18 protein-coding genes and 1 pseudogene are annotated in these 13460 nt (G+C 65.1%); 8 read left to right on the top strand and 11 right to left on the bottom strand.

The annotated features are described in order from the left end of the window. The first annotated feature begins 204 nt into the window (after window positions 1-204). The 3 genes and pseudogenes from ACVWYS_RS10825 to ACVWYS_RS10815 all read left to right on the top strand — a co-directional run bounded on the left by ACVWYS_RS10825 (window position 205) and on the right by ACVWYS_RS10815 (window position 3049). Complete coding sequence (locus ACVWYS_RS10825) at window positions 205-1434, top strand: ISL3 family transposase (protein WP_456509715.1); 1230 nt, start codon at window positions 205-207, stop codon at window positions 1432-1434. After that, window positions 1398-1925, top strand: a pseudogene (locus tag ACVWYS_RS10820) (recombinase family protein); the annotation flags it as partial. The gene ACVWYS_RS10825 and the pseudogene ACVWYS_RS10820, both read left to right, overlap by 37 nt. A gap of 119 nt (window positions 1926-2044) precedes the next feature. Further along, window positions 2045-3049, top strand: coding sequence for an LLM class flavin-dependent oxidoreductase (locus tag ACVWYS_RS10815; protein WP_456510286.1), 1005 nt, complete (start codon window positions 2045-2047; stop codon window positions 3047-3049). An 88-nt stretch (window positions 3050-3137) separates the two neighbouring features. Here the strand turns inward: ACVWYS_RS10815 and ACVWYS_RS10810 are convergent, their stop codons facing one another. Beyond that, on the bottom strand, window positions 3138-3701 hold the full coding sequence (locus tag ACVWYS_RS10810; RefSeq protein ID WP_456509714.1) for a DoxX family protein: 564 nt from the start codon (window positions 3699-3701) through the stop codon (window positions 3138-3140). Window positions 3702-3992: 291 nt separating this feature from the next. Here ACVWYS_RS10810 and ACVWYS_RS10805 point away from each other — a divergent pair, with 291 nt between their 5' ends. After that, complete coding sequence (locus tag ACVWYS_RS10805; RefSeq protein WP_456506772.1) at window positions 3993-4283, top strand: restriction endonuclease; 291 nt, start codon at window positions 3993-3995, stop codon at window positions 4281-4283. A 239-nt stretch (window positions 4284-4522) separates the two neighbouring features. Here the strand turns inward: ACVWYS_RS10805 and ACVWYS_RS10800 are convergent, their stop codons facing one another. The 5 genes from ACVWYS_RS10800 to ACVWYS_RS10780 all read right to left on the bottom strand — a co-directional run bounded on the left by ACVWYS_RS10800 (window position 4523) and on the right by ACVWYS_RS10780 (window position 7026). Next, window positions 4523-4726, bottom strand: coding sequence for a cold-shock protein (locus ACVWYS_RS10800; protein WP_055802320.1), 204 nt, complete (start codon window positions 4724-4726; stop codon window positions 4523-4525). A 464-nt stretch (window positions 4727-5190) separates the two neighbouring features. Then, the gene (locus ACVWYS_RS10795; protein ID WP_456506771.1) at window positions 5191-5424 is read right to left on the bottom strand and encodes a hypothetical protein; all 234 of its coding nucleotides are present in this window, start codon (window positions 5422-5424) and stop codon (window positions 5191-5193) included. 174 nt (window positions 5425-5598) lie between these two features. Continuing rightward, on the bottom strand, window positions 5599-6261 hold the full coding sequence (locus ACVWYS_RS10790) for a DUF1254 domain-containing protein (RefSeq protein WP_456506770.1): 663 nt from the start codon (window positions 6259-6261) through the stop codon (window positions 5599-5601). After that, entirely contained in the window at window positions 6258-6863 is a 606-nt protein-coding gene (locus ACVWYS_RS10785) for a DUF1214 domain-containing protein (RefSeq protein WP_456506769.1), read from the bottom strand. Before ACVWYS_RS10785 ends, ACVWYS_RS10790 begins: the two co-directional genes overlap by 4 nt. 13 nt (window positions 6864-6876) lie before the next feature. After that, window positions 6877-7026 carry a hypothetical protein gene (locus tag ACVWYS_RS10780; protein ID WP_456506768.1) on the bottom strand — a complete coding sequence of 50 codons (150 nt, stop codon included), beginning with the start codon at window positions 7024-7026 and terminating at the stop codon, window positions 6877-6879. A 281-nt stretch (window positions 7027-7307) separates the two neighbouring features. On the opposite strand from ACVWYS_RS10780, the gene ACVWYS_RS10775 reads away from it, so the two are divergent. The 4 genes from ACVWYS_RS10775 to ACVWYS_RS10760 all read left to right on the top strand — a co-directional run bounded on the left by ACVWYS_RS10775 (window position 7308) and on the right by ACVWYS_RS10760 (window position 9846). Next, a complete protein-coding gene (locus ACVWYS_RS10775) occupies window positions 7308-7790 on the top strand; it encodes a glycosyltransferase (RefSeq protein WP_456506767.1) in 483 nt (160 codons plus the stop codon). 153 nt (window positions 7791-7943) lie between these two features. Continuing rightward, window positions 7944-8555, top strand: a complete 612-nt coding sequence (locus ACVWYS_RS10770; protein WP_456506766.1) for a recombinase family protein — start codon at window positions 7944-7946, stop codon at window positions 8553-8555. 41 nt (window positions 8556-8596) lie between these two features. Then, complete coding sequence (locus ACVWYS_RS10765) at window positions 8597-8824, top strand: helix-turn-helix domain-containing protein (protein WP_456506765.1); 228 nt, start codon at window positions 8597-8599, stop codon at window positions 8822-8824. A gap of 110 nt (window positions 8825-8934) precedes the next feature. Beyond that, a complete protein-coding gene (locus ACVWYS_RS10760) occupies window positions 8935-9846 on the top strand; it encodes an NmrA family NAD(P)-binding protein (protein ID WP_456506764.1) in 912 nt (303 codons plus the stop codon). Window positions 9847-10032: 186 nt separating this feature from the next. On the opposite strand, the gene ACVWYS_RS10755 is transcribed toward ACVWYS_RS10760, so the two are convergent. The 5 genes from ACVWYS_RS10755 to ACVWYS_RS10735 all read right to left on the bottom strand — a co-directional run bounded on the left by ACVWYS_RS10755 (window position 10033) and on the right by ACVWYS_RS10735 (window position 13298). Continuing rightward, window positions 10033-10539 carry a hypothetical protein gene (locus tag ACVWYS_RS10755; protein ID WP_456506763.1) on the bottom strand — a complete coding sequence of 169 codons (507 nt, stop codon included), beginning with the start codon at window positions 10537-10539 and terminating at the stop codon, window positions 10033-10035. A 242-nt stretch (window positions 10540-10781) separates the two neighbouring features. Continuing rightward, complete coding sequence (locus tag ACVWYS_RS10750; RefSeq protein WP_456506762.1) at window positions 10782-11198, bottom strand: VOC family protein; 417 nt, start codon at window positions 11196-11198, stop codon at window positions 10782-10784. 140 nt (window positions 11199-11338) lie between these two features. Beyond that, the gene (locus ACVWYS_RS10745; RefSeq protein ID WP_456509713.1) at window positions 11339-11542 is read right to left on the bottom strand and encodes a hypothetical protein; all 204 of its coding nucleotides are present in this window, start codon (window positions 11540-11542) and stop codon (window positions 11339-11341) included. A 345-nt stretch (window positions 11543-11887) separates the two neighbouring features. Beyond that, complete coding sequence (locus ACVWYS_RS10740) at window positions 11888-12739, bottom strand: anti-sigma factor (RefSeq protein ID WP_456509712.1); 852 nt, start codon at window positions 12737-12739, stop codon at window positions 11888-11890. Then, complete coding sequence (locus tag ACVWYS_RS10735) at window positions 12726-13298, bottom strand: RNA polymerase sigma factor (protein WP_456506759.1); 573 nt, start codon at window positions 13296-13298, stop codon at window positions 12726-12728. The genes ACVWYS_RS10740 and ACVWYS_RS10735 overlap by 14 nt, the downstream gene beginning before the upstream one ends. Between the last annotated feature and the right edge of the window lie 162 nt (window positions 13299-13460).

Raw genomic sequence — 13460 nt, 5'->3', positions numbered from 1 at the left:
AGCGAATCCGGCCTGCTTGAGCTCGCGGCGCCACACTTCCCGCCATTGAGAGTCGTCGGCGTACGGGATGTAGACGAGGCCATTGATGGCTCTTCGGACATTCGGTGGCGTGTGGGGCTCGCCGGGTTGATGCTGGGCGGGTAGGGGTCGAGGTCCCCGAGGATCAGTAGTGCTAACTCCCTGATTCCGACCGAGGACCTCGACGTGCTTCACCTTACTTCGGGGTGCGCTGACGCGCGCTCTGCCACCGCCCCGTGTTCCCGTTGTGACCTGCTTGTTGGTCTCGATGGTGTTCATGTCGAGCATGTCGACCGCCGTGAGGACGTGCTAGTCGTGACGGTATCCAGCCCGGCCGCCCCGACCGGATGCCCGGCGTGCGGCGTGATCGCCGTGGGCCGCGGACGACGCCGACGGGTCCTGCACGACGTGCCCAGCGTGACGCGGGTGCGGATCGTGTGGCGGCAACGGGTCTGGCGGTGCACCGACGATGCGTGCAGCGAGAAGACGTTCGTGGAGCAGCTCCCATCGATGGTCGCTGCGCGGGGTTCGATCACGCAGCGCACAACCGCGTGGGCGGTCGGTCAGTTGCGTCGCCAACACGCGACCGTGCACGGTCTGGCCCGGCAGCTGGGCACGTCGTGGAAGACGGTGTGGCGTGCGATCGAACCCGAGCTGGTGCGGCTCGCCGCCGACGAGTCTCGGTTCGAGAACGTCACGACACTCGGGGTGGACGAGCATGTCTGGCATCACGTCGACTCGCGAAAGCGGGGCCCGAAGGAGCTGACCGGGATGGTCGACCTCACCCGCGACGCGAAGGGGAGAACGCGGGCCAGGCTGCTGGATCTCGTGCCCGGCCGGTCCGGGGCCGTCTATAAGGTCTGGCTCGACGAGCGTGGCGACGCGTTCCGGGAGGGCGTCAAGATCGCCGCGTTGGACCCGTTCGCTGGCTACAAGACCGCGATCGACGACAAGCTGCAGGACGCTGTCGCGGTGCTCGACGCATTCCACGTGGTCAAGCTCGGCACCGCAGCGGTCGACGAAGTCCGCCGCCGGGTGCAGCAGGACACGCTCGGGCATCGGGGACGCAAGGGCGACCCGCTCTACGGGATCCAGACCATCCTCCGTGCCGGGGAAGAGAACCTCACCGACAAGCAAAGCGCCCGCCTGCACGCCGCGGTCGAGGCCGACCCCGCGCACGACGAAGTGTTCGTCGCGTGGCAGTGCGGCCAGCTGTTCCGCTCCGCCTACCACCAGAAGAACCTGGCCGACGGACGACGAATCGCGCAACGCGTTGTAGACACGTTCCCCACCTGCCCGATCCCCGAGATCGCCCGCCTTGGCCGCACCCTGCGCCGATGGAAGGACGCGTTCCTGGCCTACTTCACCACCGGGCGATCGCCGGCGTGCAGAAACGCGACGTCTTCGCCGACGTGACCCCGGGAACCAAGACCGCGATCGAGCGTCCCGGGATGAAAAAGCTCCTCGAGTACGCCGAGGATGGCGACACCGTCGTGGTGTGGCGGGTCGACCGGTTGGGCAGGTCACTGATCGACGTGCTCAACACCGTGACCGTGACCGTGCTGCGCGACCGCGGGATCCATGTTCGCTCGATCGCCGACGGCATTGACCCGGCAACCTGGACCGGGCGCATGATGCTGAATATGCTCGCCACCCTTGCCGAGTATGAGCTCGAGCTGATCGTAGAGCGGGTCACCGCCGGCATTGCAGCCGCGAGGCAGAACGGCACACGCTTCGGCCGGCCGGTGTCCGACCCGAACGTCATCGCGGACAAACTGGCGATCGCCCATGACGCCCGCGCGAAGGGACGCACCGCCGAAGACGCCGCCCGCCTCGTCGGCTGGAGCCGCGCAACGCTCTACCGCCACCAGCAAGCCATCGCTGCACGCGAGAGCACCACAACATAGGTGCTCCTGAACGGCGGGTGACGGAGGCCTTCATTTCCATCCTCACCCAGGTAGCGCCCGAGTTAGGCCCTCGGACCTCGCTGCGCTCGGGCTGTAGAAGCTCTTTTTCTTTTTTGCTGCTGTCCTTCGGCCATTGGACTGACCACCCGGAGTCCGGCACGCGCAACGCGTCGGATGCGCTGTTGGAGGGGATCGACCTCGCGGTCGCGGCCGAGGAGTTGGGGGCGGATGGCGCTTACTTCCGTGTCCACCACTTCGCGCAGCAATACGCCTCCCCGTTTCCGCTGCTCGCTGCGATCGGGGCACGGACAAGCGGCATTGAGATCGGTACCGGCGTGATCGACATGCGCTACGAGAACCCGCTCTACATGGCGGACGACGCCGGCGCGGCCGACCTGATCTCGGGCGGACGGCCGCAGCTGGGCATCAGTAGGGGTTCACCCGAGCAGGTCGTCGACGGGTGGCGTCACTTCGGCTTCGCCCCCGGCGAGGGCGAGTCGGACGCCGATATGGGCCGCAGGCATACTGAACGTCTGCTCGAGGTACTCACTGGCGAGGGCTTCGCGGCGCCGAGCCCCCGCCCGATGTTCCCGAACCCTCCGGGACTGCTGCGCGTGGAGCCGTACTCGGAGGGCCTGCGCGAGCGCATCTGGTGGGGTTCCGGTTCGAACGCCACGGCTATCTGGGCGGCGAAGCTCGGCATGAACCTGCAGAGCTCCACGCTCAAGGATGACGAGAGCGGCAAGCCCTTCCACGTCCAGCAGGCCGAGCAGATCGAGCTCTACCGGCAGGCCTGGAAGGAGTCGGGGCACGAGCGGGAGCCGCGCGTCTCGGTCAGCCGCAGCATCTTCGCACTGACGGACGAGTGCGACTGGCAATATTTCGGCCGCGACCGCCACAGCTCCGACCAGGTGGGCAACATCGACGAGAAAACGCGCGCGGTCTTTGGCCGCTCCTACGCCGGCGCCCCGGATGAGCTGGCGGCGAAGCTGGCGGAGGACGAGGCGATCGCCAGCGCAGATACCCTACTGCTCACGGGCCCCAACCAGCTCGGTGTCGACTACAACGCCCACGTCATCGAGTCGATCCTGAAGTATGTGGCGCCGCAGCTCGGCTGGCGCTGACCCCGCATGGCAGATTCCCCCTAGGAGACTGCTGAATTAGGGGCTTGGTTGGCCAATGCATGGGCGCCTGAGGCGTGTCGGGATAGGTTTAGCCTTCTTCCACCGGCGATCCGGAATCCGGTGCCACCGTGTCGTCGGCCAAGGCTTTACGCCGTCGGTAGATCTGGATGCCGATGGCTGCCGGTATCACGGCTAAGGCAGCTGCCCGCATCCAGGGCCGGTCCAGGACGTGGCCGGTCAGCGAGTCCAGGGAGAAGGGTCCGGGCCCTCCGATGGTGAACGATGCTGCCGCCAAGCCCAGCACCGCGGGGTACTCAAGGCCGCCCTCTGTCGCGAAGAAGCCGTTAGGGGCATGGACGCTGGCCGCGACGCCCATCGTGGTGGCAGCGGCGGCGCCGGCGACGGGAGTGGCCAGCCCCAGGGCCAGGGCAACACCGGCTCCTGCTTCACCCACGCCTGCGAGGATGGCACTGGGTTTTGCTGGGCGAAAGCCCATGGCGTGCATGCCCTTGCTGGTCCCTTCGATGCCTCCTCCGCCGAACCACCCGAAGAGTTTCTGGGATCCGTGAGCGATGAGCACGCCTCCGAGGGCGACCCGGAACAGGGTTTGTGCGGCGGCGGCAGCCTCAGGGCTGGTTGTGGCATGGCGCATAGGGTCCTCCTTGGATTGGCCGTGGCGCTGCGCCGCCCGGCGCTCCTTGTCCAGCACGATTCTACGTCGGCGGGACGAACCGGTCACGGGAAGGAACGTTCAGGAAGACTCTTCTCCCGCCGCAGGCGTCAACAGGAGTCACCGGTACTGCAAGAAGTCGTGCAGCAACATGACAGCTCCTGAGCGGGTTTGGCGCGCCCGGCGGTGGTGTTCCCCTAGTCGTTGAGTTCGAAGGCGGGATCGAGGTCCTGCAGTGTTCTAAGGCGTGGCCAGGTTGAGGCGACCCGGGCGGTGGGCAAGGTTGACGCGATGGGCATCCGGGCCCCGGCGGAAGTCAAACACCACGCCTCAGGCATCCCGCCTGCCATGATCCGGGCCGTCGTCGGGGTGGCGCACATCGAGGGCAAGCAGGCGCTGTTCTTCGCGAGGACCGGACACACGGAGGCGTCGATTGAGTTCGCCGACCGGGCAGGCGCGGCCCTCTTTGTCTACGACTTCGAGCGCAGCACACTGCAAGCCCGGACCGAGGCCGCTCAGCGCGCTCTTGCCGGCGGCCTCCCTGCCATCGTTCCCGGGCGCTAGGTGTGGCCTGGAGGAGAGGATAGCCGAAGGCCCGATTCGACGCCCGGTATTTGGTGGAATCAAAATAGGCCAAAAACTCGCGTTCCCGGCACACTAATTCTTGAAGTGACAGGTGGGTCCTCGACTTGATCGGCGACCTGCTGCCCGGATTAACGTCATCGTGCCAGATGTTTACTCTGGCTCCCGGGCAGAGCAAGAGACTGGCCGGCCGCATCGGCTGACCAGTCTCTCGGGGACTGTTAGAGCGGCTGGATGTTCTCAGCCTGGGGGCCCTTGGGGCCCTGAGTGATGTCGAACTGAACCTTCTGGTTCTCGTCGAGCGAGCGGTAACCGCTGGATGCGATTGCCGAATAGTGTGCGAACACGTCAGCGCTTCCGTCGTCAGGGGCAATGAAGCCGAAGCCCTTTTCGGAGTTGAACCACTTGACAGTACCTGTTGCCATGCTTGATTTCCTTCACGGGTCGCTGGGCGGTTCCGCTTCTCGGAATACCGTCCCCGCCACTCACATGGACGAGCCTATGTGCGATCGTTTGCAGGGGCAACAGTTGGTGTCGGCAATCTGGTTGACCTGCGCTCCTGGGACTTCGGGATGTGGAGTGCCCCGCAAGCCCGGTCGGGTGAACCGGCCAGTGCGGGGGCCATAGGCAGTGCACTGCTGCCGGTCTGCCTCAGCGGGTCTGAGAGGTGATCCGTTGCCGGGCATCCGGCTCTCCGATCCGGCGGTGCAGGGTCGCGCGGGACATGCCCAGGTCACGGGCCACAGCTCAGAATGGCGGTTATGCACGCACCGGTCGTCTTGCATGGCATGGGTTTCGAGACACCGAGGTTTCGAGACGCCGAGTCGGATTAGCAGAAGGAGTCTGCCTGCCCGCAAGGGGAACCCTCAGCGGGACGCGGTAGGAAATTTCAGCCGGCAGTCAGTTCCTCGTCGTTGGCGACAGCCTCGATCCAATCCACAGCCTCGTCGGAAAGCCGGGGACCGTCTGCTGGTTCGCCAGCCCACCACTCAGAATCGGTCGTGCCGCCCGTAACCGCCATGATGCCTGCGATTACATTCGGTGGCAGCGGCTCCCCGTTGTGCTCAAGGAGCCAGTCGCGTGTTTCCGCATCGACCAGAGGCCACCACTCTTGGATGTTCATGAACGCAGTATTGCATCGACGAAGTCGTGCGTACACATTCCCAGCGGGCCGAACTACGGTGAAGGTACCGGCTAACGAGCGCAGCTTCCCCCGCTAACGACGCCCTAGGGATCCCTCAACGGGTGCCTTGTGGGTGGCGAGTTCGGAGCCGTGGGGATCGGTTTTCGCGAAGGCTCACGCTGTTTTTGCTGGCGTGAGCTGGATCAGCTTCGCGAGTTCGTAGGCCGTGTGGCGGTCATCTTCGTTGGCGACGAAGACCCGACCGATCAGCAGGGCGGAGTTGTGGGGCACGTCGATCCGGGTCATGCCGTGTGGCGTATCCCCGTGCCATTTGGGTTCGCAGAGGAGGAAGTCGCCGTTAGCGGTTCCAGTGGTGCGTTTGCCCACGTAGGCAAAGTTGGCGCCGCTGGTCGGGTCGGTGAACTGCACGCTGTAATAGCGTTGTTCCATCTCGGGCACGTGCAGCACTTGTGGTCCGGCGGTGACATCCAACCAGCCGCCAAAGTACAGGACGTCGTCGGTGCCGGTCGCGATGACACTGCCGGACAAAGCGGACTGAGACGGGCTCTCTGGCACGGCACAGATCGTGTTCACAGGGATCGGTCCGCCACCCAGCCCGCGCCGGACAAATATTCGTTTGAAGCCGCCCACTGTGATCCGCGGCCAGAAGTAGATGAAGACGATTGTCCCGATCACCCAGATGGCCACAGTTGTCGCTGCCAGCAGAGTGATCGAGCCCAAACCGCCGGCCGCGATTCGCCTGTAGGTGACCCACGCGAAGATTGCCAGGATGGCGATGGTCGCCGGAGTGGCGTGTTTCAGGATCAGGCGATTCATGACTGCACCTGTACGACCGGCGGAGCCTCGTACCAGCCGTCTAGGATGGCCGCTCCGGGTAGATAGACGCGGAGCATGAGCTTGAACCGGCCGGGCGGTGTCGCTACCCAGTTCTGCGCTGTGCCGGATGGCTGATTCGGTTGGAGCAGAATGTCGACTGAGCCGTCGGCGTTCGTCACGAGACCAGAGTGGTCGTTCACGCTTGCCCGCCCGGTTGGGGCGTTGACCATATAGCCGACGGTGTCCGTCGCGGTTAGCGACCAGAAGGCATCATGCGGTGGAAGCTGACCTGCCGAGAAATGAAGGCGATACGCATGTTCCCCACTGAGACGCTTCCCCGCGTCATCACTGGTCGCTGTCCAGTAGGCGGCCTCTTCAAACACGCTGACAACCGGGAGCGCCTTCTGCAAGGCCGCACGAACCAGTAGTCCGTTGCCTGGACGGCCAGCTTTGCGAATCGCGCTCCAGCCATTGACGGTCTTCGTCTCCGTCTTCGCCACGGCGTTCAAGACCAGGACTGTGGTGAGGTACGCGAAGGTTAGGCCCATGATCAGACCCTGGACTATGCCGGAACCCGCGACCCAGGCAAGGAAGCCGCTCACGATGACATCCGCATCACAGCACCCCAGTTCTGAACAGCACGACAACGGTGACCACCGCGGCGACGATGACGCCAGTGGTCAGCCCGCCCTGCAACGAACTGGGATGCCAGCCCGCGTTGGACTTGTTTGGTCGGAACCACGGCTTCGGCGCTTTAACATCCATGAGTGAAAACCTAGCCTGATTCCCATCGCATGAGAGACCAAAGGGCCAGCGCTACGCACGCGTTGTTAGGGCCTCCAGCAACAATGCGACCCGCGCCCGCTAGCCGGTCCCTCAACGGCCCCGCCACTTTCATGGCGTCCTTCCCGTTCTCCACGGCATCAGCCCCACCGTATTCCCGCGTCCGGCGGACTGGCGATCCGGGCTCACCATGACCGGCTACTGGTGGTCGGAAGGTGAGCCGGGCTGGCAGCCACCTGCGGAGCTGGTCGAATACCTCGCGGATGGACCGCCCCCCGGTGTTCATCGGCTTTGGTAGCAGTGCGGCCCTGGACGCAGAATTCATGCTCGACGCCGCGCGCCGTGCCGGGGTTCGCGCGGTACTGCAGGGCGTACAGGGTGTCGCCGGGCCCGATGCCATCAGCATCGGTGCTGTTCCGCACGAATGGTTGTTCCCGCAGACGGCCGCGGTCGTCCACCACGCCGGAGCAGGAACCGCCGCGGCGGGGCTGCGCGCCGGAGTGCGGACGGTCTGCGTGCCGATATATACGGACCAACCGTTCTGGGCCGCACGGATCACGTCCCTCGGCGCGGGCCCGCAACAGGTCCCCTACAAGGAACTCACCACCGAACGGCTGTCCGACGCCATCATGCAGGCCGCCACGACGCCGGCCTGCGCCGCACGAGCACGCCAGCTGGCAGCCACGCTCGCAACGGAAGACGGAACCGCGCCCCTCGCGACAGCGCTGCGGGCCGCTGCTAAGTAGATGTAGCGCGTTCCAAAAACGACCGTATCTGCTACAAATGAGCAAACTCATCAAAGAGATTCAATGATCCCTCGATCTTTGTAGCGAAACTAAGTGCCGGTTTCTATGTGCCGGTTCTTCTGCTTGTTGACGGGTATTGGTACATTTGGGCGCATGGGACATCTGTTGGGCTATGCCCGGGTATCGACCGGCGATCAGGACGCGGCCCTGCAGCAGGACGCCTTGAAGGCTGCCGGCTGCTACCGGATCTTCACCGACACGGCTTCCGGGTCTCTGGAGTCCCGGCCTGAACTAACGAAGGTTCTGGATCAGCTCCGTCCCGGGGACACGCTGGTTGTGTGGAGACTGGACCGGCTCGGCAGGTCCATCCGGCATCTGATCGACCAGCTGGCCGATCTTCAGGATCGGGGGGTTGGGTTCCGGTCCGTGCAGGAGGCAATCGACACTACCTCCTCAGGCGGACGTCTCGTCTTTCACGTGTTCGCGGCACTTGCCGAATTCGAGCGGGATCTGATCCGTGAGCGGACCAACGCAGGCCTTCAGACTGCGCGGGCGCGCGGGCGCGTTGGTGGTCGGCCCCCTTTGCTGACGAAGGACAAGCTCCGGACCGCCCGCCGGATGTATGAGCAGAAGGACATGACGGTCGAGAAAATCGGCGAGGTCCTCGGCGTCAGCCGGACCACCGTCTACCGGGCGCTCCGGCGCGAACCGGGCCCTGTTGCGACGCGGCGGCGTTCAACAGCGGCACAGAAAACAGTCCGATGACGGCCGGAGGCAGCGGCACCCTCACCGGTGACACTGCCTCCATGCCTGATCAGACAGCGTTGGTGCGCTGGCAGATCCTGCGCCGGCATATCGAAGAGGGCGTGCCGCTGACGACTCTCTCCGCAGACGAAGGCATCGGACTGCGGACGCTGCAGCGCTGGCACGCAGCCCACAAACGCGACGGAGGAGTGAACGCGACGGGCGGCAGCGGAGTTCGCACCGGGACGCTCCGGGTACGAACGCCTAACCATCCACAGCCCGAGTCATAGTCGGTGTCGTTGCCGGCACGGAGCGGCCGTTGACTGCACCCCACCTCTCAGTCCGTCGATGTCGTACCAAACTCCCGCGACGCCACTCACACAGAGAAGAGCACCTCATTATGACCACTGTCCTCGTCGCCGGAGCCACTGGTGACCTCGGCCACCGGATCGTCCGAGAGCTGCTCGCCGCCGACCCCGAAGCCTTCGTTCGTGTTCTGACCCGCCCGGGCGGCGGAACCGCCCAGGCGATGTACGGGGAGCGGGACCGCGTTGAGATTCGCGAGGCCGCCTATACGGACCACGTCGGCCTCGTCGACGCCCTCTCGGGAGCCGACATCGTTGTGTCCGCAGTCAGCGGCGGGCGCTCCGTCATCCTCGACGTCCAGCAGGCGCTGCTAGCTGCGGCCGTTGAGGCCGGTGTGACACGCTTCATCCCGTCCGACTACTCGGCTGATTATCGCCGGGTCACCCCGGGCAGCAACCGCAACTTCGAGCTGCGCAGGGAGTTCGCCGCCGACCTCGATGCCAAGCCGCTCCACGCCACGTCCGTGCTCAACGGAGCCTTCGCGGACATGCTGACCGGACAGGCTCCGATGATCCTGTTCAGGCGGCACAAGATCCTCTACTGGTCCTCGCCGGACCAGCTGCTGGACTTCACCACCAAGGACGACGTCGCCCGCACCGTCGCGCACGTGGCACTGGACGACGCCGCGCCACGCGTCGTCGAGGTGGCCGGGGACCGCGTAACAGCCCGAGGCATCGCGCGGATCATGACTGAGCTCACTGGCGCTGCGTTCACCACCCAGTGGGCAGGCACCACGGGAATGTTGTCCGGCATGGCCCGGATCGGGCGTCGCGTATCAAAGGACGAGGAAGCGGCCTTCCCTGCCTGGCAGGGTATGCAGTACTTCGTCAGTATGTTCAGTGGCGAGGCTGAACTGCATCACGTGAACAACGACCGCTACGGGCCGCAGGCTTGGACGAGCGTCCGTGACGTCCTTGAGGCGCACATAAAGCACGGCGCGACCTAGGGCTGAGGACGGCGAAAGCTACTCAGCTTGGCCCGCAGCCACCCAACTCGCACCCTGCGTCCGCCACCCGGTGTTTGTTACTTCCATGCCCGAGTCGGTGCAGCGAGTACACCCGAGCGGTCCTGAACGTTAAAGGATCCGCAAAGGGCACCCGCGCGTCTCGTGCCCCCGCTTGGAAACAGGGTGTCAGGCGTGGTTTTTGAGGCGGATGGTTCGTGCCTGATGAATGGCAGCCAGGGCCGTGGCGCTGGCGGTGAGTCTGAGCGCGTGGACCCTGTACCAGCGTTGCAGCAGGGGCTGGCGGAGGCTTTCGCTGAGTGGTTGTGGGCTGAAGAACAGCTTGGGGTTGATGTTCCGGAGCAGGTACGCGGTCGCGGCCGCACCGGTTGTGGAGCTGGCGGCGGCCACTATCAGCCAGGGCCTGCTGTCGGCGTGCTTCCAGCCGGCCACGAGGGCGGCGATGGCGGCAGGGGCGATGACCGGGGCGATCGGGGCGTAGTACCGGCCCGGGCTTCCGGCGCCGAAGGGGGACCGGGGGAGTTCACGGCTGGCTTCGGCGGCCGCGACCCGGTGCGGGACTTTGACGATGGCCTCGTAGAGATTGCCGAAAAACCAATGCGCGTGGCTGAACTCCGCGATACCCAGGAGCCGATCAGTGAGCACATCCCGATGGTCTGAGGAATTCTGTCCCATGGCGACAACCTACCGCCGATGCCCGGGGCCCGGCTACCGGTCCACGTGGACGGTCGACATGATCATGGCATCCGCATCCGCATCCGCATCCGACTCTGGACCCGGGCCGTGGGGGACTCCGTACGACGGACTGCGTCCAAGAAACGGGGTGTTTCGACGTTTTCAAGACCGCGACTGAACGCGGCGGCTGTCACCGGTGGGCGTAATGTCCAGCGGTCACAAGAGATGCAGAAGGTCGGGTGCTAGTCCTTGGCGCCGGCGATGTTGACCAGCCATGCCACACCGAATTTGTCGTTGCACATGCCGAAGGTGTCGCCCCAGGGCGCGGTTTCGAGTGGCATGGAGACGGCGCCGCCGTCGGCGAGCTTCTCCCAGTAGCCGCGGAGTTCGGCGTCGTCATCACCGCTGAGGGAAACGCTGTAGGTGTTGCCGGGCTGGAACTCCATGCGGGCGGGCGTGTCCGACCCCATCAGTGTCAGCCCCGAGGGCGATTCCAGCTGTGCATGCATCACCAGATTCTCTTCGGCAGGATCCTGGCTCGCCTGAAAGTCGGCAAAGGTGCTGATGGTCAGCTCGCCGCCGAAGACGTCCTTGTAAAACTCCATGGCTTCGCGGGCATTGTTGCGGAAACTCAGATAGGGATTGAGTCGGGTCGTCATCGGGATTCTCCTTGGCTCCGGGTGGGCGATTACGTCACCACCGGCCCATGCTAGCAGTGCGCCACCGGCCCGCAACAGGGGCCCGGCACGACGGTTCAGAGTTCCCTTGTTCTCTGAGATTTACATCGGAGTGCTGCGCTTTAACGAAAGATCAGCAGGAGGAGTAGGAGGAAGAGTCCGGTGAAGAAGAGTACGCCGCGGAGCCACGCGCCGACGGATTGGGCGGTCCTGACCAGCGCCGGGTCCGCGGGGATTTGGACGTTGTAGAGGGCCGCTGCCACCCTCACCTGGTAGCGGACTACCTCCTGGCGGAAGATGAACCAGTTTCCCGCCAGGAGTAGCATCCCGAGCCCAAGGTCCAGACTGATTCCTGTTCCGGCTGAATCGATCCCTACCCCGGGCACCAAGACGACGTATAGGCCACCGGTAGCCAGGAATACGCACCCTGCGCGAGTTAGCTGCCTGCTCTGCCGGTGGCCGCCGTCGCGGTTTCGCTGCAAAGGGGAACGACCGGCTATGAACCCCAATGCCAGGGCCAGTGCGACAAGCGAGGCGCCGGACAGAACCAGCAGTGGCTCGCGCACGGAAATCCTCTCCGAAGATTCAATGAGGCCAGATTATGGTTGGCGCCGGTTTGAAACCAGCATCGGCAATACTCCCGGTAGTTCAGTTCCCAAGGGTATTGGAGGTCAGGTTTTAGGGTTGAGTGTTCCGCGGGCGATGCTGTCGGCGGAGTGGGCCGGGTTCCCGTTGTACGGCTGGTCGGAGATGTCGACGATGGGGTATTGGGCCAAGTCGACGCCGGCAGGGATGGTAAAGACGCCGGATTCATTGGCGAGGACGCCCAGACTGACCATCTTGGATAGGTCGGCAGAGCCGACCCACACCCCCCGGAACCCGGAAATGTGGTCGTTGGAGAGCCGGATGATCAGGTGCCGGGTTCCATCGGGGAGTTGCTCCACCTGGGCGTCACCGCTGCCGGTGTGCGCGGGCAGTGGAGTCAGGGATGTTTGGGCGAGGATGATGGCGGCGGGACCCGACTGGGTGGGTGCGGGGGCAGGCGTGCCGGTGTGTTCGAGGACTCCGGCGGCGGTCCATCCGGCGGCCGTGCCGAGAACGATTCCGGCGGCAACCGCGGTAATCCAGAGACCGGGACGGGCATGCCGCTTTTTGGCGCCGCGCCGCAGTGGAATCGGCGCCTGTGGTTCGGTGCCGCGCTGCTGCGGTGTGTCCGCTGCAGCAGGACCGGTGGCCGGCGTCCCTGATGCCACGGGAGGCCAGTCGCTTCGCCGGGTTAGGGGGTCCGTCGCGAGGTCCGGGGAGAGCCCGAGGGCTTGATGGATGGCGGTCCAGTTCTGGCTGCCGGGTTTCTCGAGTTCGATGTCCGTGGGGTCGAGGGTGGCTATGTGCACGGTGTGCCGCAGGTTTCGGAGGGTTTCGCCGCACTGGGGGCAGTTGGCGAGGTGGTCTGCGTCGTTGTCTGTGCCCAGGGGCTCGCCAAGGGCCAGCAGACTGAGAAGTTCGGCGTCAAGGTGTTCCATGTTCCACCTCCAGGCGGGTGCGTAAGCGGGTGAGGCTGCGCCGGATGTGGCTTTTGACGGTCCCGAGCGGCAGGTTCAGCCGCGATGAGATCTGGTCGTGGGTCAGGTCTTCGTAGAACGCCAGCCGCATTATTGTCTGCTGTGGATCCCCTAAGTGCTCCAGTTCTTCGTCCAACGTCAGGCGGTCGGCGACCTCTTCGACGTCCCCAGCATCTGGGCGGGAAACGGGGGCAACCACCAGGTGAATGGCCGCTTGTTCGAGATGGCGCTGGCGGGAGCGGGCGGACAAAGCGTCGGAGACTGCGTTGCGGGCAATCCCGATCAGCCACGCCGGCAGCCGCGCCGCCTCGGGGCGAAAGCTGGTCCGTGATTTCCAGGCCCTAATGAAAACCTCCTGGGTGACGTCGTCGGCAGCGGCACGCTCTCCCAGGGATCTCAGCGCCAGCGTGTAAACCAGCGGACTAAACCGTCGGTAGACCTCGGCAAGGATGCGTTCGTGGCCGCCGGCAAACGCCTGATCGAGACCGGGGTCCCAATCATGCGCGGCGGCAGCCTCCATCAGGTGCTCCTTTGAGCGGCAACGGGCCTTGTTGAACCACATTATGCCGCTCCGGCGGGGGACTCCGCCATGGCCGGACGGCGTCAGCCGTCCGGGTGGTCACGGTGCGCGGGCCGGTGGGGACGCGGACAACGCGTCCCCACCGGCAGAACGGGCTGGGCT

The sequence above is a fragment of the Arthrobacter sp. TE12231 genome, from assembly GCF_054062895.1.
This window is presented reverse-complemented; position numbering and strand designations above follow the sequence as displayed.